The sequence below is a fragment of the Yoonia rosea genome (genome assembly GCF_900156505.1).
Taxonomy (GTDB): Bacteria; Pseudomonadota; Alphaproteobacteria; order Rhodobacterales; family Rhodobacteraceae; genus Yoonia; species Yoonia rosea.
In genome coordinates this window covers 26,943-48,885 of the sequence record NZ_FTPR01000004.1, presented here as the reverse complement: position 1 = coordinate 48,885, position 21,943 = coordinate 26,943, and the positions used below count along the sequence as shown (strand labels likewise).

General features: G+C 58.5%; 19 protein-coding genes. 14 read left to right on the top strand and 5 right to left on the bottom strand.

Annotated elements, in window-relative coordinates:
* Nucleotides 1-36 precede the first annotated feature (36 nt).
* Complete coding sequence (locus B0B09_RS16425; protein ID WP_076661010.1) at nucleotides 37-828, top strand: YkgJ family cysteine cluster protein; 792 nt, start codon at nucleotides 37-39, stop codon at nucleotides 826-828.
* Here B0B09_RS16425 and hisG read toward each other — a convergent pair.
* From hisG to hisS, 3 genes are read right to left on the bottom strand one after another with little or no spacing between them, the layout of a single operon-like run.
* The gene (gene hisG, locus B0B09_RS16420) at nucleotides 825-1,514 is read right to left on the bottom strand and encodes an ATP phosphoribosyltransferase (protein WP_076661009.1); all 690 of its coding nucleotides are present in this window, start codon (nucleotides 1,512-1,514) and stop codon (nucleotides 825-827) included. The genes B0B09_RS16425 and hisG overlap by 4 nt on opposite strands.
* Nucleotides 1,514-2,587: an ATP phosphoribosyltransferase regulatory subunit gene (locus B0B09_RS16415; RefSeq protein WP_076661008.1), complete on the bottom strand. Its 1,074-nt coding sequence runs from the start codon at nucleotides 2,585-2,587 to the stop codon at nucleotides 1,514-1,516. The genes hisG and B0B09_RS16415 overlap by 1 nt, the downstream gene beginning before the upstream one ends.
* The gene (hisS, locus tag B0B09_RS16410; protein WP_076661007.1) at nucleotides 2,587-4,080 is read right to left on the bottom strand and encodes a histidine--tRNA ligase; all 1,494 of its coding nucleotides are present in this window, start codon (nucleotides 4,078-4,080) and stop codon (nucleotides 2,587-2,589) included. The genes B0B09_RS16415 and hisS overlap by 1 nt, the downstream gene beginning before the upstream one ends.
* A 191-nt stretch (nucleotides 4,081-4,271) precedes the next feature.
* Here hisS and B0B09_RS16405 point away from each other — a divergent pair, with 191 nt between their 5' ends.
* Complete coding sequence (locus B0B09_RS16405; RefSeq protein ID WP_055296238.1) at nucleotides 4,272-4,475, top strand: SlyX family protein; 204 nt, start codon at nucleotides 4,272-4,274, stop codon at nucleotides 4,473-4,475.
* Between the two features lie 99 nt (nucleotides 4,476-4,574).
* Nucleotides 4,575-5,291, top strand: a complete 717-nt coding sequence (locus tag B0B09_RS16400) for an SH3 domain-containing protein (protein ID WP_084190886.1) — start codon at nucleotides 4,575-4,577, stop codon at nucleotides 5,289-5,291.
* A gap of 100 nt (nucleotides 5,292-5,391) precedes the next feature.
* Here the strand turns inward: B0B09_RS16400 and B0B09_RS16395 are convergent, their stop codons facing one another.
* Complete coding sequence (locus tag B0B09_RS16395; protein WP_076661006.1) at nucleotides 5,392-6,522, bottom strand: Hint domain-containing protein; 1,131 nt, start codon at nucleotides 6,520-6,522, stop codon at nucleotides 5,392-5,394.
* Nucleotides 6,523-6,673: 151 nt separating this feature from the next.
* Here B0B09_RS16395 and B0B09_RS16390 point away from each other — a divergent pair, with 151 nt between their 5' ends.
* Nucleotides 6,674-6,967, top strand: a complete 294-nt coding sequence (locus B0B09_RS16390) for a hypothetical protein (RefSeq protein ID WP_076661005.1) — start codon at nucleotides 6,674-6,676, stop codon at nucleotides 6,965-6,967.
* Here B0B09_RS16390 and dnaE read toward each other — a convergent pair.
* The gene (gene dnaE / locus B0B09_RS16385) at nucleotides 6,964-10,461 is read right to left on the bottom strand and encodes a DNA polymerase III subunit alpha (RefSeq protein ID WP_076661004.1); all 3,498 of its coding nucleotides are present in this window, start codon (nucleotides 10,459-10,461) and stop codon (nucleotides 6,964-6,966) included. The genes B0B09_RS16390 and dnaE overlap by 4 nt on opposite strands.
* A gap of 118 nt (nucleotides 10,462-10,579) precedes the next feature.
* Here dnaE and B0B09_RS16380 point away from each other — a divergent pair, with 118 nt between their 5' ends.
* From B0B09_RS16380 to B0B09_RS16335, 10 genes are all read left to right on the top strand, one after another.
* Entirely contained in the window at nucleotides 10,580-10,915 is a 336-nt protein-coding gene (locus B0B09_RS16380; protein WP_076661165.1) for an ArsR/SmtB family transcription factor, read from the top strand.
* Complete coding sequence (locus B0B09_RS16375; protein WP_076661003.1) at nucleotides 10,916-11,380, top strand: SRPBCC domain-containing protein; 465 nt, start codon at nucleotides 10,916-10,918, stop codon at nucleotides 11,378-11,380.
* Between the two features lie 172 nt (nucleotides 11,381-11,552).
* Nucleotides 11,553-12,908 carry a xanthine dehydrogenase small subunit gene (locus B0B09_RS16370; protein WP_076661002.1) on the top strand — a complete coding sequence of 452 codons (1,356 nt, stop codon included), beginning with the start codon at nucleotides 11,553-11,555 and terminating at the stop codon, nucleotides 12,906-12,908.
* Nucleotides 12,905-15,238: a xanthine dehydrogenase molybdopterin binding subunit gene (xdhB, locus tag B0B09_RS16365; RefSeq protein ID WP_076661001.1), complete on the top strand. Its 2,334-nt coding sequence runs from the start codon at nucleotides 12,905-12,907 to the stop codon at nucleotides 15,236-15,238. Before B0B09_RS16370 ends, xdhB begins: the two co-directional genes overlap by 4 nt.
* Nucleotides 15,235-15,972: a xanthine dehydrogenase accessory protein XdhC gene (xdhC, locus tag B0B09_RS16360; RefSeq protein WP_076661000.1), complete on the top strand. Its 738-nt coding sequence runs from the start codon at nucleotides 15,235-15,237 to the stop codon at nucleotides 15,970-15,972. The genes xdhB and xdhC overlap by 4 nt, the downstream gene beginning before the upstream one ends.
* Nucleotides 15,969-17,492, top strand: a complete 1,524-nt coding sequence (locus tag B0B09_RS16355; RefSeq protein WP_076660999.1) for an ABC transporter ATP-binding protein — start codon at nucleotides 15,969-15,971, stop codon at nucleotides 17,490-17,492. The genes xdhC and B0B09_RS16355 overlap by 4 nt, the downstream gene beginning before the upstream one ends.
* Before the next feature lie 48 nt (nucleotides 17,493-17,540).
* Nucleotides 17,541-18,617, top strand: a complete 1,077-nt coding sequence (locus B0B09_RS16350) for an ABC transporter permease (RefSeq protein ID WP_076660998.1) — start codon at nucleotides 17,541-17,543, stop codon at nucleotides 18,615-18,617.
* Nucleotides 18,617-19,531, top strand: a complete 915-nt coding sequence (locus tag B0B09_RS16345) for an ABC transporter permease (protein ID WP_076660997.1) — start codon at nucleotides 18,617-18,619, stop codon at nucleotides 19,529-19,531. Before B0B09_RS16350 ends, B0B09_RS16345 begins: the two co-directional genes overlap by 1 nt.
* 30 nt (nucleotides 19,532-19,561) lie before the next feature.
* Nucleotides 19,562-20,635, top strand: coding sequence for a BMP family ABC transporter substrate-binding protein (locus tag B0B09_RS16340; RefSeq protein ID WP_076660996.1), 1,074 nt, complete (start codon nucleotides 19,562-19,564; stop codon nucleotides 20,633-20,635).
* Between the two features lie 276 nt (nucleotides 20,636-20,911).
* Nucleotides 20,912-21,874, top strand: a complete 963-nt coding sequence (locus tag B0B09_RS16335) for a type IV pili methyl-accepting chemotaxis transducer N-terminal domain-containing protein (protein ID WP_076660995.1) — start codon at nucleotides 20,912-20,914, stop codon at nucleotides 21,872-21,874.
* Nucleotides 21,875-21,943 lie beyond the last annotated feature (69 nt).

Genomic DNA, 21,943 nt, shown 5'->3' with positions numbered 1-21,943 from the left:
ATAGTCAGCCACGACAATGGCATCCAAGGGCGCAGTATGAAACCAGCATCTTCCCGCGCGGCCCGCAGGCGCGCCCAGAAAGGCAATACGCCAGGCGCGATCACTGTGGCCGATATTGCCGGGCGGGTGGCCAAAGCCAAGGTCAAAGGCGCAGGCAAGCCGCAGGAGGATCGCGCCAAACGCATCCTCACTTCTTTCCTGCAAACCGCTCAAACCTACGGTATGCCCGTCAGTGAGGTCGTTGCGGAAATGGCCAGCGGGAAAGCCGCATGGCGATTGGGCCACGCCGTCCGCGACGAGATCATGAAAGCCCCACCCGAGGCCGTGACAAATGCGGCCTGCACCCAAGGATGCGCCTTTTGCTGTATCCTCTCAGGTGGCGAGGGTGGCGTGATCACGGCCTTTGAGGCTACGCAACTCCACCAAGCCGCAAGTCCGCTTGCGGGCCAACCCGATGGCCGTGCGTGGCACCCAGAGGCATGCCCCGCACTTGACCCCGAAACACGCAGTTGCCGCGCCTACGAGGCACGCCCGATGATCTGCCGTTCATTTCTGTCGACGGATGCCCTTGCCTGCGAAAGCAATGCCGCAGGCGGGACAGAGAAAGGTGCAGGCCTTCTCGGTAGCCACCTGGATTATCTGGTGATCCATGCCCTGTGCCGGCAAGCTTTGAAAGGCATCACACAGGTCCACAGCTATAGCATGGCGGCAACTGCCGCATCGGCAGTGGCTGGCGATGACACTGAAACCGGTCTCGCAAAAGCCCGCCACAAACCTTCGGCGCTCGACACCGCCTGCCGTGACGCGGTCAGGGCTGCGCAGGCCTAGATCCCCAGCACCAACTGCAGCGCCTTCAGCTTCTTGCGTTGCTCATCGGTCCAGTCATTGCGCCGCCCGCGAAACAGGGTCGCCTGGGACGCATGAATCAGCCCGTCATCCAAGATCTTCAAACCATTGGCGCGCAGTGTTTCACCGGTCGAAGTGATATCGGCAATCGCCTCGGCAGTCTCATTCTTGACCGTGCCTTCGGTTGCGCCCTGACTATCCACAATCTGATAATCTGCCACGCCCTGCTCGCGCAAAAATTCACGCACCAGACGGTGGTATTTCGTCGCGATCCGCAGCCGGAACCCGTGTTTTTGTCGAAACGCTGCCGCCGTTGCATCCAGATCATCCAGCGTATTGACATCAACCCAGGCCTGCGGGACCGCGACAATCAGATCAGCCCCGCCAAAGCCCATCGGCGCAAGTTCCGCAACACGGCTGTCCCAATTGGCCAGCTTCTCGCGCACCAGATCAGACCCCGTCACACCGAGATGAATATTCCCTGATGCCAACTCACGCGGAATTTCTCCCGCTGACAACAGCACCAGTTCAAGCCCCTCAAACCCGTCAACGGCTGCCGCATATTCACGATCAGAGCCTGATTTACGCAGGCTGATCCCACGCGCACCAAACCAGTCAAAGGTCTTTTCCATCAACCGCCCCTTGGACGGCACACCCAGTTTCAACATCAGCGTAACCCCACAGCCAGATCGGGGCGAATCACGCCACCCACCGCAGGCACTGCACGGCCCTGACCCAATCGCGCCGTCAGCGCATCATAGCGGCCACCGGACGCAACAGGCGGCTGGTCCGGACGATCAATGGCGTAAAACCCGAAAACAAACCCGTCATAGTACTCCAGCGACGTGCGCCCGTAACTGCCTTCGAACTCGAGACTGGCGACATCAACACCGTGCTTGGACAGGGCTTCAAGTCGGGCGTTCATGGTGGCAACCGCATCACCAATTGCAGGCATATCGACTGCCATATCGCGCAGGGCACTCAGGACGTTTGGAGCCGTTTCGCGCAGACCCAAGATCGCATCGATCACCGCAATCTCTTCGGTGGCAATCGGCGGTGCCGCTGCATCGGCACGCAGGGCATCAATGCGCGCCTGCACTTCTACACGGGTGCGCAACCCGATTTCGGGCCCTGCCTGTGCAAAAGGATCATCCGCAGCCAAAAGCGCGGCACGGGCAGGCGTTACGGCCGCGCTGCCAAACCGCTTCAACAAGGCGCGAAACCGCTGCGGCCGCCAGATATGCCGCATGAGCGCCGCCTTGCGATCATCAGTCGTCTGCAGCCCGCGCACCGCCGCCATCAGCACCCCGATATCACCCGTGGCAGCCCGCACAGGCAGCCCGGCAAGCCCCTGTGCGATAGCTGCAAAAACCTCGGCATCGGCACCTGCGGGATTTGCACCGTCAAACACCTCATAGCCCACCTGCACAAACTCATTCGCGCGGGTTTCGTCGGTTTCCTGCTTGCGGAATACCTTGCCGGAATAGGTATAGCGCGCAGGATCTGCACGGGCCTCCATATGCATCTGCACAACTGGGACCGTAAAATCAGGGCGCAGTACCATCTCGCCGCGCAATGGATCAGACGTCAGATAGGCGCGCGCGCGGATATCCTCGCCGTAAAGATCAAGAAGGGTCTCTGCCGATTGCAGCACGTCGGCCTTGATCACCTGCGCCCCTTTGGCGGCAAAGAGATCACGCAGACGCCGCGCCTCGGCCAATGTATCAGTTGAGGTTGGCATCAGCTGTGCTCGGCCAAAATTTCGCGCACCTTCGCAAGCATCTGGTCGCGCGGCACCTCGTATTGGCTGGGGCGGTCCTTCCACTCTTCCAGCGTCGCGTTCTTGGCAATCTCGGCACCAAGGATCAGGTCCTTGATCTGCACGATGCCTTTGTCGAATTCATCACTGCCCGCGATGATCGCGACAGGCGACGCGCGCTTGTCGGCATATTTCAACTGATTGCCAAAGTTCTTGGGGTTGCCCAGATAGACCTCCGCGCGGATAGGTTCGCCGCCATCGTTCGGATTCCGAAGCTCGGCCACCATGGTTTGATAGTCCGCCATCCGGTCGCGATCCATGACCGTGACGACGACCGGCCCCATTGCCGTCTGATCCATGCGCCCCTTAGCGCGCAAGGCGGCCAGCAAACGGTCCACACCAATCGACACACCGGTCGCAGGCACTTCCTGCCCCGTAAAGCGTTTCACCAGATCATCATAACGTCCGCCGCCAGCAACGGAACCAAAGTTACGCGGACGGCCCTTTTCGTCGGTGACTTCAAAGGTCAGCTCAGCCTCATAGACAGGGCCGGTGTAGTAGCCGAGACCACGAACGACAGAGGGGTCAATCTCGATCCTCTCAGCTGTATAGCCTTGCGCCTCTAACAGCGCCGCGATGGTTTCGAGCTCTTGCACACCCTCTAGACCAATCGCTGATCCGCCCACCAGTTCATTCAACCGTGCAACAGTCGCCGCACCGGTGTCGCGCTTGGCTTCCATGAAGCCCATCACGACCTCGGCCTGCGCATCCGCCAGCCCGGCACCCTTGGTAAAATCACCACTGGCGTCCTTGCGGCCTTCACCCAACAGTGCCCTCACACCATCCGCCCCCAGCCGATCCAACTTATCAATCGCGCGCAGCACAATCCCGCGCTCGGCCTCTTTGTCGTCACCGGACAGTCCTGCGACTTCCATCACCCCGTTCAGAACTTTGCGGTTGTTCACGCGGATAATGTAATCCCCGCGCTCGATCCCCACCGCTTCCAGCGTGTCTGCCAGCATCGCGCATATCTCTGCATCTGCGGCCACGGACCCCGCCCCGACCGTATCGGCATCACACTGGTAGAACTGCCGGAACCGCCCCGGTCCCGGCTTTTCATTGCGCCACACAGGGCCCATTGCATAACGGCGGTAAGGTGACGGCAGATCATTGCGATACTGAGCCGCGACACGCGCCAAAGGGGCCGTCAGATCATAGCGGAGTGCCAGCCAGTCGTTATCTTCTTCCCATGCAAAGACACCCTCATTCGGGCGGTCTACATCGGGCAGGAACTTGCCCAGAGCCTCGACCGTTTCAACGGCGGACGTTTCCAAGGCATCAAACCCGTAGCGATGATAAACCCCCGCAATCGTGGCCAGCATTTCATTGCGCGCAGTCACGTCCGCGCCGAAATAATCCTGAAACCCTTTGGGCGTCTGCGCCTTGGGGCGGGGCTGTTTCTTGATCTTGGCCATGCACTTGATCCTGCCGGTCACTTCTGTTCAAGCGCCGTTTAACCCGCCATTGTGACAGGGGCAATGCACCCCAGGCACAGTTCAAAGCATTGCCCTGACATCATCTTGCCAAAAATACTCAAATTCCGACCACCGACACAATCCGCAGCGCGGCCCTTTTCGCGGCATCGTTGCAGCGCTATGATGCGGCTATGACAAACATCACGCACCTTGAAGAAAAGATCGCACACCTGACCCGAACAGTCGAAGACTTGTCGGATATCGTCGCCCGGCAGGAAACCGAATTGGCTGTGGCGCAACGGCGTTTGGCGATGCTGATGGAACGCGAAGCAGGGCGCGAAATGGATGCAGGTGGCACGGTCCCCTTGGCCGACCAGCGACCGCCGCACTGGTAGACGTATATCCCGACGTGGTAAGGTTTTGGCGAAATGTGCCTTGGATGGTATAGACGTTCCAAACACGCCTTTTGAACCAAGCCGTGAAAGCCCCCTGCGATGAATGCCATCTCTTTCTTTCTCGCCTTCGCACTGACCTTGACCGCCCCGGTGATCGCGACGGCCCAAGATGACACGCGGACCGTACAGGTCCGCTTTGCGGCCGGAGGCTCTGGCACCACGCTCACTGACACGGTCACAGGACGTGACGTCGTCCTCTATACAATCGGGGCCGAGGCGGGCCAACGTATGACCGTCACTCTCACCCCTTCAAACTTGGCCACGTATTTCAATCTCTACGCTCCCGGCGCTGGCCCCGGGGGTGAAGCAATGGCTGTCAGCCAGATGACACCAGAGCTGAATGCCTTCGACGGGGTCCTGCCCTTATCAGGCGAATATACGGTCTCGGTCTATTTGATGCGCAGCGCCGCGCGGCGGGGTGAAACATCTGACTATACGCTGACCATCGGCATCAATGGCGACACAGGCGTCGTTGTTCAGGGTGATTTTGCCGACGGGCTGCAGGGCGGGCCCGATTTCTATCAGGTCGCGACATCCGGCAGTACGCTGAACCTGCGCGCGGCCCCGTCTCTGGAGGCGGACCGTCTCGCCCGCCTGTCCAACGGTCAAATCATGCGCAACCTGGGATGCCGCATGGCCGAAGGAGGGCGCTGGTGCAAGGTTGCGACGCTGGCTGATCCCGGCATTGAGGGTTGGGCCGCAGGCAAGTTTCTGATCGAAGGCAGCAGTCAAACCAAACCTTCGGTCCGCCCGTAGGCAACGCATCGCGCCCCTGATCATCCTTCGCGCAAAATGGCACGGATGGCATAGTGCCTCTTACAGATAAGCACCACAACACTATCGCGGCGCAATCAAGCTAGTGCCGAAGATGGATCATCTGCGCAATCATACGGCCCTCAGCGGACTTCAAGCACATACGTGCCAATGGTCCGAACCCGGCGAAATCCTGTTCCAGCTCCGGAAACAGCGCGAATATTTCGTCGCGTTGCGCATCATCCATGCCGGAGATGCCCACATGTCCAGGATGGAAGCTCTCACAAGGCGCGCCATCAGCATAAACAATTTCATGCTGATCGAACATCATGTGAAAATAGGTCACCGTGCCACCTTCACGGCGCAGAATTTTCTTATCATCAACCAGATGCTTCGCCGCCACCAGCACCTCTGGGACGCCGAACAACAACTCGGCCTGCCAACCACTCAGCATCACACGGTGCTGCGGCGACAGAACAAGCGGCCGGTCGTTGCCAAGCACATCTGCGGCAATCTCGATCGGCGCGAACCGGCCAACAGCATCAACGGTCCGCGACCCGATCCAGCGGATCGGCTGCAGGCCATTGTCCTTTGTGCGCACCAGATCACCGACGCGCAGAACCTGCACAGCAACCTGCCCTTCATTCGTCTCGATCATCGTATCATGCGCAAAACAAACGATATCACCGGTAAAGTCACCTAGACCGACCGCGCCTGACCGAATGCCGTTGTCACTGTTGCCCGAGAACGAAATCACCACGCTGACAACAGGTGAGCCGAAGGTTACCGAAATAGAGTCCGCAGCCCCCGGGCCGTCAACCGCGGCGGAACTGGTATCATTCGCAGCGACTGTATTTGGGTCTAACAGGACGTGATAAGTTTCCAAATTCGAAAAAATCGGCGTAACCGGATTCCCGTTTGCATCCAATGCCGTGATCGTCACGACATCCGACCAAGCATTCCCATTCGCATCGAGGTCGAAAATTTCGAAAGACAGATTCTTGACCCCGTCATCGAAATCCAAGGCGAGGTTGGCCGATTCTCCTGCGGGGACGCGCTGAGCAAAAATTGACCCACCAAAATTGTTAAAATAACCCGGATTATTTGCACCTGCCGAGCTTGATGCCGTCGACGTAAACGTCGTCGAATTTCCTAGCCCCGGTCCAGACGTATTGGTGAGCGTCGTGGTCCCGTTCGGGCTTGAAAAGGTTGTCCAGTCAAAAAGAAATGGCATCGCGGCTACCTAGTTAAAAATACGTTTTGCACTCTATTACATTTAATTTAGACCATGTTAAGGAGCTGTGGAACTATCCTAGACTAAAAGAGATAAACAGCGCGCTAATCTGCCACATTTTTCACAGCGCAAGCACGAATAGGGTTAAAAAATGGCAATTGTGACACTGCCACGCGAAACATCTGAACGGTTGAGCCCACGGATTGAAGCGCTTAGCCAAACGCATCCGGTCGAACTTTTTCCGGCAAGCAACATTGTCATGGGGATCGTTTTCACAACCGCAGAAACCAAGGAATTCGGTGGTGAAGGGGGCGAAGCTATGGTTCTGGCCGTAAAGGATATGGCCGCACTCAGCGCCGCGATTCCCGAATTCGAAGACGAACGCAGGAATTATTGCGTGATCAATCATGCGAAAGCCATCGCAAGGCTTGATCCCTTTGCCTAGGCGTCTTCCACTTCGATCACACCGCCCAAGCTGCGTAGCGCACCTTTGATCTGCGGGTTGACCGGAAATTCCTCGCCCAGATCAAGCTCGACCTCTCCGGGAAGATCGTCGCGCATCAAACAAAAATAGATTGGTCCTCTTGAGGCACGTACAGACCCTTTGGCAGCGTTCCCGAGCACAGTGGCGACCGATCCGATCACGTCTGGCCCGTCAATGAATACCCGCAGACCTGCACCACCTGCATCAGCCACCATCGCATCCACAGGACCGACCGAACGACCCAACAGCTTGAGCTGATCGGCCTCCATCGTGGCCTCACAGGTCATGACGACCTGACTGCCGGTTTCAAGAAATTCACGGGCGTTTTCCAAGACATCCGAAAACAGCGTCACCTCATATTGGCCCGTCGGATCAGACAGTTGCGCAAAGGCAAAGCGGTTGCCGCGCGCCGATTTACGTTCTTGCCGGCCCGACACGGTACCGGCCATCTTCACCACACAGGCCCCACGTTCGGCCTTGGCGATCACTTCGTCCAGCGTCAACACCTGCTTGCGCTTCAGCGCGCCCATATAGTCATCGAGTGGGTGGCCCGACAGATAAAACCCGATGGCCTTGAACTCTTCGGCAAGCCGCTCGGCAGGCAACCAATCTGCGCCATCCATCAGCCGTGGCTCCGGCAGATCCTCGCCCGCATCCCCGAAGAGCGACACCTGATTTGAGGATTTTTGATCATGGATTGCAGCAGAATAAGCGGTCAGCGCATCAAGGCTCAGCATCACGCGGCGGCGGTTCGGGTCAAGCACATCAAAGGCCCCTGCCCGCGCCAGCATCTCAAGCGGGCGCTTTCCGATACGTTTCAGATCACAGCGGCGGGCAAAGTCGTATAGGTTCACAAATGCGCGGTCCGCGCGCCCTGCAACGATCAACCTCATCGCCTCGACGCCCACATTTTTCAGCGCGCCCAGCGCATAGACAAGCTTTTGATCCTGAACGTCAAAGGTTGCCTGACTGCGGTTCACGCAAGGCGGGGTATATTCAATACCCAACCCCTTTTTGACCTCTTGGAAATAAACGCCCAGTTTATCCGTGAGGTGGATATCGCAATTCATCACGCCAGCCATAAATTCGACAGGGTGGTTCGCTTTCAGCCATGCCGTTTGATAGCTGACCACCGCATAGGCCGCCGCGTGGGATTTGTTGAAGCCGTAGTTGGCGAATTTTTCCAAAAGGTCGAAAACCTCGCGGGCTTTCTTGGGGTCTACCCCGTTGGCCTTGGCGCCTTCCTCAAACTTCGGGCGTTCCTTGGCCATTTCCTCGGCGATCTTTTTACCCATCGCGCGGCGCAGCAAATCCGCGCCACCAAGCGAATAGCCCGCCATAACCTGCGCGATCTCCATCACCTGTTCCTGATAGACGATGATGCCTTGGGTTTCTTTCAGGATATGGTCAATCGACGGGTGGATCGATTCCAGTTCCTTTTGCCCGTTCTTGACCTCACAATAGGTCGGGATGTTCTCCATCGGGCCGGGGCGATAGAGCGCCACAAGCGCCACGATATCTTCGATGCAGGTTGGTTTCATGCGCTTGAGCGCATCCATCATACCGCTGGATTCCACCTGAAACACGGCCGTGGTTTTGGCGCTGGAATACAGCGCATAGGATTTTTCATCATCCAGCGGGATCGCCCCGATGTCATATTCAAACCCTTCAAGCGCGTCGTAAAGCTTGGTGCCATCTGCGGCGATATTCAGCGGACGGCCAGTCTTTTTGACCAGTTCCACCGCGTTCTGGATCACAGTCAGAGTTTTCAGGCCCAGAAAGTCGAATTTTACCAACCCTGCCTGCTCAACCCATTTCATGTTGAATTGGGTGGCGGGCATGTCTGAACGCGGGTCCTGATAAAGCGGCACCAGTTCATCCAGCGGACGGTCGCCAATCACGACACCCGCCGCGTGGGTTGAGGCATTGCGGAGCAGACCCTCGACCTGCTGGGCATAGGTCAGCAGGCGGTCAACAACCTCTTCATTCTTGGCCTCTTCGCGCAGGCGGGGTTCATCGGCCAGCGCCTTTTCAATTGAAACGGGTTTCACGCCTTCCACAGGGATCATCTTGGACAAACGGTCCACCTGTCCGTATGGCATCTGCAGCACGCGGCCCACGTCCCGCACGGCGGCCTTGGACAAGAGCGCACCGAAGGTGATGATCTGCCCGACCTTATCGCGCCCGTACTTTTCCTGCACGTAGCGGATCACCTCTTCGCGGCGGTCCATGCAAAAGTCGATGTCAAAGTCAGGCATCGACACACGTTCAGGATTGAGGAACCGTTCGAACAGCAGTGAATAGCGCAGCGGATCAAGATCAGTGATCAACAGCGCATAGGCAACCAAAGACCCCGCGCCAGACCCACGGCCCGGCCCGACAGGAATACCCTGATCCTTGGCCCATTTGATAAAGTCGGCAACGATCAGAAAGTAACCGGGGAACCCCATGCCTTCGATGATCCCAAGCTCGAATTCGAGGCGTTTTTCGTATTCCACCACCTCGGCCGCATGGGGAATCACCGCCAAACGCGCTTTTAGCCCCTCTTGCGCCTGACGCCGCAATTCGGCCACTTCGTCATCGGCAAATTTGGGCAGAATGGGCGCGCGCTTATAAGCTTTGAATGCACAGCGTTTTGCGATCTCGACCGTGTTTTCAATCGCCTCGGGCAGATCGGCAAACAATGTTGCCATCTCTTGCGGTGATTTCAAATAGTGCTGCGGCGTCAAACGGCGGCGTGGCTCTTGCTGGTCGACATAGGCGCCTTCCGCGATACAGATCAGTGCGTCATGCGCCTCGTACAGTTCGGTCTTGGGGAAATAGACGTCATTTGTGGCGACCAGCGGCAGGTTTTTCGCGTAGGCCATTTCAATATGCCCGCGCTCCGAGAGCCTTTCGGCCTCGGGCAATCCATCGCCCGGGTGACGCTGCAATTCGACATAAAGCCTGTCAGGGTAAATCGCGGCAAGCCTGTCGAGGAACGCCTCGGCCTTTGGCCGCTGGCCTTGGCGCAACAGACGGCCCAATGGCCCATCAGGGCCACCTGACAGACAAATCAGACCCGTGTGGTACTGCGCCAGTTCTTCAAGGGTGACCTGCGGCAACTGTCCTTGCGCATCCAGATAGGCGCAAGAATTCAGCTTCATCAGGTTCATATACCCCGCTTCGGATTGCGCCAGCAGCACGATGGGCGCGGGTGCTTCGGGCCGTTTGCCCGGCTCGGCGGGCATATAGGTCACGTCAAGCTGACAGCCGATGATCGGTTGCACCCCCGCTTTCGCTGCCCCTTCGGAAAATTCAAGCGCATTGAACATGTTGTTGCTGTCGGTCACCGCGACAGCGGGCATGCCCATTCCGGCAATCAAACCGGGCAGCTTTTTGGTCGGGATCGCGCCTTCCAGCAGGGAATATTCCGTGTGGACACGCAGGTGAATGAATCGGGGGTCAGCTGTCATATCCGCAAGGTAGCGAATGCCTGCGCCGCTGCAAGCGTGGAAGCGAGTCTTGGCTTATTACTTAGCAATATGACTAACTATATTGACAATGACCGCATTGCGGCAAATGCTCGACCGTATGACCAAGCAACTTGATTCCTTTTTCGGCGCCATGTCCGACCCCACCCGCCGCGCAGTTATCGAACGGCTTGCCTCTGGCCCCGCGAGTGTCAGCGAATTGCACAGCCCGCATAAAATGGCGCTACCCACATTCATGCGGCACCTCAAAGTCCTCGAAGAGACGGGAATTGTCCGTTCAATCAAAAAGGGGCGCGTGCGGACCTGTCATATCGAAGCAGCGCCGTTGATCGCAGCGCAAGGCTGGCTCGCGTGGCAACGCGAGATTTGGGAGAACCGGATGAACAACCTCGACGCACTGGCGCACCAGATAGCCGCAAAAGAAAAGGACCATTGAATGCCACTTGATACAAAATCTTTCGATATGCACCGTTTGCTTCCCCTGCCGGCGGACCGACTGTGGCAGGTTCTGACAGATGCCAAAGAGCGCGAGAAATGGAACGGGCCGGATGCATCTACCCTGTTGGAAACCGATGCCGCCGATCTGCGTGTCGGCGGAGTGGATGTGCACCGGTTCGGGCCTGTTGATGCGCCCGAGTTTCTTGTGGAAACCCGCTGGTACAATCTCGCAGCACCGGAACGCGCCGTGTTTACAGAGACTCTGATTTTCGGCGGTGAAGCCGTGTCTACAAGTCTTGTCACCTATCTGCTGGAAAGTAAGGGCGCACAAACCGCATTGAACATCACCGTCGCAGTCTCGTCCTTTTCCGGTCCCGATACGCTTGATGAAGTACAGCATGGCTGGGCGGGCGCATTGGAGACCCTGACAAGCTTTGCCAAAAGCATCGGGCAACCGACCTAGCTAACTGCTACCAGAATAGGCATCTGCCGACTTATCCCGCAGGGTTCTTGTAAAATGCCTTGCCAAACGATCCCGACACGGGTTTCATAACGTCTGAAAAAGGGCTGATGTCTACGTCGCATCGACATCGTCGCGCCCTGACAGACATTCGGTAAGGCGACGGGTTTAAATCATGAACGTCACGTTTCTTCTCAACGGGGAAACCGTGCAGGTGGAAGCGGAACCGACCCGCACCTTGCTCGAATGGCTGCGCGAGGATCAGGGTCTTTGCGGCACCAAGGAAGGCTGCAACGAAGGCGACTGCGGGGCCTGCACTGTCATGGTGACGGACGCGGACGGGGCGCGTGCGCTCAACGCTTGTATCCTGTTCTTGCCGCAACTGCATGGCAAGGCCGTGCGTACCGTCGAAGGCATCAGCGCCCCTGACGGGACCCTGCATCCTGTCCAGCAGGCAATGATCGAACATCACGGATCGCAATGCGGGTTCTGCACACCGGGGTTTATAGCGGCGATGGTAACCGGGCATCTGCAAGGGCGCACCGATCATGATGATGTGCTGGCGGGGAATCTGTGCCGCTGCACCGGTTACGCACCGATCGTTCGGGCGGCGCAGGCGGCAGAGGCCGCAAAGGTGCCCGCATGGATCAAAGATGAGATCCCCGCTGTTGATGGCGTCCCAGACGCGCCGGAAACCCTGGATGCGTTGGCCGGTTGGTACGCCTCCAACCCTGACGCGACACTGATTGCGGGTGCGACGGATGTCGGCCTTTGGGTCACCAAACAACTGCGCGACCTGCCCAAAGTCGCTTTTCTGAACCGCTGCAAACCGCTGCGCGAGATCACCGAAACACAGGACGACATTCATTTCGGGGCTGCCGTCACAATGACAGAAGCCTTGGCCGTCATCCGCAAAACGCACCCTTCCTACGCCGAAATGATCCGGCGTTATGGTTCGGAGCAGGTGCGCAATGCGGCGACCATCGGCGGGAATATCGCGAACGGCTCGCCCATCGGCGACAACCCACCCGCACTCATCGCACTTGGCGCCACCTTGCACCTGCGCCATGGCACCAAGACGCGCGATTTGCCAATTGAGGATTTCTTTATCGCCTATGGCAAACAAGACCGCGCCCCGGGCGAGTTGGTAACCGGCGTAACGCTGCCCAAAAACGCACCCGCGCTGCGCTGCTATAAAATCTCGAAACGCTTCGATCAGGATATCTCGGCCGTTTGCGGCTGCTTCAATGTCACGGTTGTGAACGGCGTCATCAGCGAGGCACGTATCGCCTTTGGCGGCATGGCGGGCACCCCGCACCGCGCGCATGGGGTTGAGGCGGCGCTCATCGGCCAACCGTGGACCTCTGCGACAATCACAGATGCCGCTGGCCTCTTCGCGCAGGATTACACACCCATGTCCGACATGCGCGCCAGCGCAGACTACCGCCTGAAGGTCGCGCAGAACCTGCTGCAGCGCTATTTTGCGGACCTCAGCGGTCAGGCCACCTCTGTCCTGGAGGTGTCAGCATGAGCGTTGCCAAACCCCTGCCACATGATGCCGCCACCCTGCATGTAATTGGGGCTGCGCGTTACATCGACGATATCCCGACACCAACTGGCACACTGCATCTGGCTTTTGGCATGGCCGAGATCGCCTGCGGCACCGTGCGCGCGATGAACCTTGAAAAGGTGAAGAGCGCTGCCGGCGTTGTCGCTGTGCTGACGGCAGGTGATCTGCCCTTTGCCAATGATGTCTCGCCATCGGCGCATGATGAACCGCTGCTGGCGACGGGGCGTGTGCATTATTACGGTCAACCCCTCTTTATGGTGGTCGCACACTCGCATCTGGCGGCGCGCAAGGCTGCGCGGTTGGCGACCATCGACTATGCCGAAGAAACGCCGATCCTGACAATCGACGATGCGATCGCCGCCGATAGCCGCTTTGAAGACGGCCCCCGCATCTGGACCAAAGGTGATGTGGAAAGCGCCCTGAACACTGCGCCACACCGCATCACGGGAACGATCACCATGGGCGGGCAGGAACATTTCTACCTTGAAGGCCAGGCCGCTTTGGCCCTGCCGCAGGAAGGCGGGGACATGGTCGTGCAGAGTTCGACCCAACACCCCACGGAAATCCAGCACAAGGTGGCCGAGGCACTGGGCGTTCCCATGCATGCCGTGCGCTGCGAAGTGCGCCGCATGGGGGGCGGGTTCGGCGGCAAAGAGAGCCAGGGCAATGCGCTCGCGGTGGGTTGCGCCGTGGCCGCGCGGCTGACAGGCAAGCCTTGCAAGATGCGTTATGACCGTGACGATGACATGATGATCACCGGCAAGCGGCACGATTTCAGGATCACCTATGACGCAGGCTTTGATGGTGAGGGGCGCCTCACAGGCGTTGATTTCACCCAGATGACGCGGTGCGGTTGGGCGCTTGATCTGTCACTCCCCGTGGCCGACCGCGCGATGTTGCATGCCGATAACGCCTATCATCTGCCTGTCGCGCGGATCACTTCGCACAGGTTCAAGACCAATACACAATCCGCCACCGCCTTTCGCGGGTTCGGCGGCCCGCAGGGGGTTTTGGGGATCGAGCGGGTGATGGATCATATAGCGGCCGAACTGGGCCTTGATCCTGTCGTGGTGCGTCAGCGCAATTACTATGCCGGAATACAGGCCGAAGGGCCGGGAACCGGCAAGCGGTTTGGTGCGGAACATTCGCCCAAACCCGCCGTTCAGACCACGCCCTATCACATGCCCGTCAAGGACTTTATCCTGCACGAGATGACCGAGGCGCTGCTGGCGTCTTCCAACTATCATGCGCGCCGTGCCGCCATCGCTGAGTGGAACACAGGCCAGGAGGTGCTAAAGAAAGGCATTGCCTTCAGCCCTGTGAAATTTGGTATTTCATTCACGCTGACCCACCTCAATCAGGCAGGCGCGCTGGTCCATGTTTATCAGGACGGCTCGGTCCATATGAACCACGGCGGGACGGAAATGGGCCAAGGGCTGTTTCAGAAGGTGGCGCAGGTCGCCGCCCACCGCTTTGGTATAGACGTTTCGGCGGTCAAGATCACAGCAACGGATACGGGCAAGGTGCCCAACACCTCGGCCACGGCGGCGTCATCAGGGACGGATCTGAACGGGATGGCGGTGGCCAATGCTTGCGATATCCTCCGCGCGCGGATTGCGGCCTGTCTTGCAGAACTGCACCAGACGGATGCCGCCAGCGTGCGTTTTGAGAACAGTCGCGTCTTTGTCGGTAATGCCGAGATGACGTTCGCCGAAGCCGCGCAGACCGCTTACCTGAACCGCGTCAGCCTGTCGGCGACCGGCTTTTACAAAACGCCCGATCTGGCGTGGGACCGCATCAAGGGCACCGGCACACCGTTCTTCTATTTCGCCCAAGGTGCAGCCGTAACCGAGGTGGTGATCGACACGCTGACAGGGGAAAACCGTATTCTGCGCGCCGACATTTTGCATGATGCGGGCGCATCGCTGAACCCCGCGCTCGATATCGGACAGGTCGAAGGCGGCTATGTCCAAGGTGCCGGTTGGCTGACCACGGAAGAGCTGGTTTGGGACGACAAAGGGCGGCTGCGCACCCATGCGCCAGCGACCTATAAAATCCCCGCCTGTTCGGACCGGCCCGATGTGTTCAACGTGGCTCTTTGGGATCAACCCAACCCCGCGCAGACGATCTACCGCTCCAAAGCGGTGGGTGAGCCGCCTTTCATGCTGGGCACATCCGCGTTTTTGGCTTTGTCCGACGCGGTGGCGGCTTGTGGCCCGACATACCCTGACCTGCAAGCACCGGCGACCGCCGAAGAGGTGCTGCGCGCCATCAAAAGGGCGCGCGCATGACAGCGATCCGCATCACCGTGACCAAGACCGCAGGGTCTGTCCCGCGCGAGGCAGGGACACAGATGCTCGTCTGGGCGGACCGAACAGAAGGCACCATCGGGGGCGGCACGTTGGAATGGGAGGCCATGCTTGAGGCGCGCCGCATGTTGCGCGATGGCCGAAGCAACCACAGTGCCACGATGCCGCTTGGCCCTGCGTTGGGCCAATGTTGTGGCGGATCGGTCAGCCTGTTGTGGGAAGAGGCGGAGGCGATGACCACTCCCCCTGCCCGTCCGTTGTGGATTTACGGGGCAGGTCACGTCGGGCGCGCTTTGGTCAATGTGATGGCGCCTTTGCCGGATTTTACCATCACTTGGGTGGATACAGGCGCAGAGCGTTTTCCAGAAACGGATGTCACAACCCTTGTCGCCAAAGACCCTGCCCTGATTGTCAAACATGCTCCCCTTGATGCCGATCACCTGATTCTCACCTATAGCCATGAAATCGACCTCGCCCTCTGCCACGCACTGCTGAACCATGGATTTCACAGTGCCGGATTGATCGGTTCAGCGACAAAATGGGCACGATTCAGATCGCGCCTCGCGGCATTGGGGCATGCGCCGGCACAAGTCTCGCGCATCGCGTGTCCAATCGGGGATCCCGCGCTTGGAAAACACCCTGCGGCGATTGCACTTGGCGTCGCAACTGCGATGATTAGCCCTCAGGCACGCCAGACAAGGGAGCGCACTGCATGACGGAACCGCTGTTGCGCCTTTGGGGGCTGACCAAAGCCTATCCCGGTGTCGTCGCGAACAAAGACGTCTCGTTTGATATCGGGCGCGGCGAAGTCCATGCGCTCTTAGGTGAGAACGGGGCAGGCAAATCGACACTTGTCAAAACCATCTATGGATTGGTCAAACCTGACAGCGGGACGATGACATTGGAGGGAGAACCCTTCCAGCCCGCCGAACCCCGCGCGGCCCGCGCGGCAGGCGTTGCAATGGTATTCCAGCATTTCTCGCTTTTCGATGCGATGAACGTGGCCGAGAACATCGCGCTTGGCATGGAAAACCCGCCGCCACAGGCCGAGATTGCAGCGCGGGTGCGGCAGGTGTCGGATCAATACGGTCTGCCGCTTGATCCGGACAGGATCGTGGGTGAACTGTCGGCAGGCGAGCGCCAAAGGGTCGAGATTATTCGCTGCCTTTTGCAGGACCCCAAGCTTTTGATCATGGATGAGCCGACATCGGTCCTTACCCCGCAAGAGGTGGCAATCCTTTTCGAAACGCTGCGAAAGCTGAGCCGCGAAGGCACGGCGATCCTCTATATCTCGCATAAACTTGAGGAAATTCGCGCACTTTGTGACAATGCCACGGTCCTGCGGCTTGGGCAGGTCGTCGGCACCTGCGATCCGCGCACAACCTCGGCACGGGATATGGCTGAACTGATGGTGGGCAGCACGCTGCATGTGCCGCACAAAGAAGACAAGCCTGCAGGTGAAACCGTTCTGGCACTCAAGAACCTGAGCGCGAAAGCACCGCATCGTTTTGGCACGCCTTTGCGGGATATCGTCTTGGAGGTGCGCAAGGGCGAGGTGCTGGGGATTGGTGGCGTTGCAGGCAATGGGCAGGATGAGCTGGTCGCGGCCTTGTCAGGTGAAATGAAGACGGCAAAGGCAATGATCCACTATAAGGGTCAGCCTATCGGCCACCTTGCCCCCAACGCGCGGCGCAAGATCGGCATTCTCGCTGCTCCAGAAGAACGGATGGGCCATGCCGCAGCACCTGATATGAGCCTCACGGAAAACGCAATCCTGACAGCTATGACGCGCGAGAAACTGACAACAAACGGGTTTCTGCATTGGGCCAAAGCACGGAAATTCGCCGAAGGGGTGATTGCCGCTTTTGACGTGCGCACGCCGGGGCCGCAAAATGCGGCAAGGTCACTGTCCGGCGGAAACCTGCAGAAATTCGTAATCGGACGCGAGATCATGCAAGCCCCCGAGGTACTGGTCGTGAACCAGCCGACATGGGGTGTTGATGCCTCTGCTGCCGCCGCGATCCGGCAGGCGCTGCTTGATCTGGCAGCCAAAGGTGCGGCCGTGATTGTGATCAGTCAGGATCTGGACGAGTTGATGGAGATTTCGGACCGCTTTGCTGCTTTGAACGAAGGGCGTCTTTCGGCGCCGCGATCCGCAGCCGGGCTGACGGTGGAAGAGATTGGCCTGATGCTGGGTGGTGCCCATGATATGGAGGTAGCGCATGTTGATGCGTAGGGCCTCCGGCGGAAGTTTGATTGGACATGGAAAGTCAGGGGGCTGCACATGATTATGCTGGAAAAGCGCCCGCAGCCTTCGCGTGCATGGACCTTTGCGACCCCGATTGTCGCGGTCCTCTTGACAATGTTTTTTGGGGGACTGCTGTTTGCCGCCCTTGGGCAAGATCCGCTTGTCACAATCCGGACGATTTTTCTGGATCCACTGTTCTCGGAATTTGCATGGTTCTATCGTCCGCAGCTTTTGATTAAGGGCGCGCCTTTGGTGCTGATCGCGATTGGTCTGTCTTTTGGCTTTCGCGCGGGCATCTGGAACATCGGGGCCGAGGGGCAGTATATCGTCGGTGCGATTTGCGGGGCCGCTGTGGGCCTCGCCTTCTATCCGATGGAGAGTTTCATCATCCTGCCATTGATGGTTGTCGCGGGCGCTTTGGGCGGGCTGTTGTGGGCGATGATCCCCGGCTTGCTGCGGGTCAAATTCGGCACCAACGAAATTCTTGTGTCGCTGATGCTAGTTTATGTGGCCGAGCAACTGCTGGCCTCAATGGCACTGGGTGCTTTGCGCAACCCCGAAGGTATGGGCTTTCCCGGCAGCCGGAACCTTGCGCAATATCCCTCTGCTTCAAGCTGGATCACACAATCGGCAGGCATGCACTGGGGGGTCGTTACGGCCCTGATCGCGGTGATCTTTGCCTATATCGCCCTGTCACGACATCTCTTCGGGTTCAACGTGCGCCTGTCGGGGCAAAGCCCGCGTGCCGCGCGGTTCGCAGGGGTGAACCCGGGCAAGCTGATCCTGATCTGCATGGGGATCTCGGGGGCTTTGGCAGGGCTTGCGGGGTTGTTCGAGGTTGCGGGACCTGCCGGGCAGGTCAGTATCGACTTTAACGTGGGCTACGGGTTTACCGCAATTATCGTGGCGTTTCTGGGGCGTCTGCACCCTGTTGGTATTTTGCTGGCAGGCGGGCTGATGGCACTGACCTATATCGGCGGCGAGATTGCCCAGTCAAACCTTGGCCTACCAATTGCCGCGATCCAGATTCTGCAAGGCATGTTGTTGTTCTTCCTGCTCGCGGTGGATGTGCTGACCAACTACCGGATCACCTTGGCAAGAAAGGCGCACTGATGGACCTCTCTTCGATCAACCCCGTCCTTTTGCTCGCCTCCCTGATGGTCGCAGCAACGCCGATCATGCTCGCCGCAATAGGCGAGTTGGTGGTCGAACGTGCCGGCGTTCTGAACCTTGGCGTTGAGGGGATGATGATTACCGGGGCCGTCTGCGGCTTTGTCGTGGCGGTCGGCACCAATTCACCCTGGATGGGATTTGCGGGCGCGGCTGTTGGCGGTGCGCTTATTTCACTCATCTTTGGCTTTCTGACCCAGTTTTTACTGTCCAATCAGGTGGCAACCGGCCTTGCGCTGACGCTCTTCGGGCTGGGGCTGTCGGCGCTCATGGGCCAAGGCTATATCGGGATCAAGGCGCCCGCCTTTCCGGATTGGTATATCCCGATATTGGGCGACATTCCGGTGATTGGCCCGATTGTATTTCAGCACGATCCGATGGTTTACGTGGGGCTCGCGCTGGTTGCCGCCGTCTGGGGATTTTTGCGCTATTCACGTGCAGGGCTGATCCTGCGCGCGGTCGGTGAAAACCATGAAGCAGCCCATGCGCTGGGGTATCATGTTATCCGTGTCCGGATGCTTGCCATCATGTTCGGCGGGGCCTGTGCGGGCTTGGGTGGTGCCTACCTCAGCCTTGTGCGCGTGCCGCAATGGACCGAAGGCATGACCGCGGGTGCGGGCTGGATCGCGCTGGCCATCGTCGTCTTTGCAAGCTGGCGTCCGGGGCGGCTTTTGCTGGGTGCCTATTTGTTCGGCGGCGTCACCGTGTTGCAGCTTAACCTGCAAGCAGCAGGCGCGGCCATTGCGGTCGAGTATCTTTCTATGGCGCCCTATCTAGCCACTATCGCGGTTCTGGTTATTATGCGGGCTGGACGTGCGCCCGGGTCACTGGGCCAATCTTTCCATGCCTCACGTTGAGGCGACAACAAGACCACCAAGGGGAAACACATGACAACGAAAACACTACTGGCCAGTGCTGCGCTCGCACTTGGCCTTGCAACAGGGGCCATCGCCCAAGACACCACGACCGTTGGCTTTGTCTACGTCGGGCCGATCGGCGACGGCGGCTGGACATATGAGCACAACAAAGGCCGTCTAGCCGTGGAAGAGCATTTTGGCGACGCGGTTGAAACCGTCTTTGTGGAAAGCGTGCCAGAAGGCCCTGACGCAGAACGTGTGATGACACAGATGGCGCTGCAAGGTGCTGACCTGATTTTCACCACATCCTTCGGCTATATGGATGCAACGATCAACGTCGCGGCCCAGTTCCCTGACGTAAAGTTCGAGCACGCCACAGGGTATAAGCGCGCTGACAACGTATCGACCTATTCGGCACGTTTCTATGAGGGCCGCGCAGTGCAGGGCCATATTGCGGGCCAAATGACCGAAAGCAACATCATCGGCTACATCGCGTCCTACCCGATCCCCGAAGTTATTCGCGGTATCAACGCAGCCTACCTGCACGCGAAGGAAGTGAACCCTGACGTCGAATTCCGCATCATCTGGGCCTACACATGGTTTGACCCTGCAAAAGAAGCCGAAGCCGCCAATGTTCTGATCGAACAAGGCGCTGACGTGATCCTGCAGCACACAGATTCGACGGCACCACAGGCCGCAGCGCAGGCCGCTGGCAATGTTGTGACATTTGGTCAGGCATCCGATATGGCGGAGTTCGCACCCTTCCCACGTGTATCATCCATCATCGACGACTGGGCACCTTACTACATCGCCCGCACGCAAGCCGTGATTGATGGCACATGGGAAAGCATGGACACTTGGGACGGCATTGGCCCAGGCATGGTCGGCATCGGTGAAATCACCGACGCGGTGCCTGCTGACGTCAAAGCCTCTGCCGAGGACCTGATCGAGCGCCTGCGCACTGGCGAATACCACGCTTTTACAGGCCCGATTAACCGTCAGGACGGGTCTGTCTGGCTGGCCGATGGTGAAGTCGCTGACGATGGCACTTTGGCAGGTATGAACTTTTACGTTGAAGGCATCACTGCTGAAATTCCGCAGTAAGCGACATCACGCGTGAACGAGAAACCCCGCCAGTCTGGCGGGGTTTTTTTTGACATCAGGATAATGCGGACCGCTTACTTACACGAAAAAATCTTAAAAAATTTCACGCCTTCGCCGCGATTAAGCCTCAATTCCTCTTTCTAAGAGTGACGTAGGGAAAGCGTCCTTTCCCATGTGAGTGAGGGGTTCTGAACGCTGCGGGGGGTCGTGTAATCCGGGCGTCATAACTCAGTTATGTAAATTCGGCATGTTACGCCGACACCTGGAGTACGGTCCATGACCTGTATAACGACGAACGACGTCTTTTTTTCCCGCATCATCAAATCAATCCTGACGGCAACTGTGACAAGCCTTGCGTTTTCGACATCGGTTCACGCCGATAACCAAGCCTCTGCTTTGTCCGGCCTGATCCAACCCGCACAGTTTGTAGAAGACAACGGATCAAGCGAGCGCATCGACTTCTCGGGTAAACTGCGCATGCTTAGCCAACGCATTGTCGCGGCATCATGCTATTTGCAGGCCGGGGTCGAAACACAGGCAAGCCGCGACACTTTGGCGACCGCCACCGCAGAGTTTGCACTGATCACCGACGCGCTTGAATTCGGAAATCCAGACCTTGGCATCATTGGTGTCGAAGAGCACCGCAAGACGCTGGCAGGTATCGCAAAGCTCCGTGAACTATGGGGTCCCATCTCCGTACTGGCAGATAAGGTCGAGGCCGGCGACGGGTCTGTCGCCGACATCACCGCAATCGCTGATCAAAGCGCGCCTTTGCTGGAGATTGCCCAACGGTTGGTGGTGCAGATAACCGGCCAATACGCGAGCCAAACTTCTGTTTTGCAGAGCGACGCGATCGCAATTGATCTTGCAGGACGGCAGCGCATGCTTGCGCAACGTATTTCCAAGAACATCTGTCTGATTGCCTCTGGCGTGAATGTCGAACCCAGCAGCGCCGATTTGGTGGCGACCGACGAGATTTTCAGGAACACGCTCTATGCCTTGCGTTTCGGCCTGCCCGAGGCTGGCATTCAGCAGGCCAAGAACAACGATATCGCGGATGGCTTGACTGTTGTTGCCGGAAATATGGAGACGTTGTCCCCCCTGATTGCAGAAATCGCAGCCGGCAGAACCCTCGATCCGGGGCAACTGGGGGTCGCCTTTCTGACAGCTAACCTCATGACCGGCAATATGAACAGGGCTGTGGGGCTCATTTCGGAAGCATCCAAACTGTCGCTTTGATCACCACCAAAGGCCCCGCTCTTGCGGGGCTTTTTTCTCGGCCATAGGTGACTGTGGGCGATCCCGGTC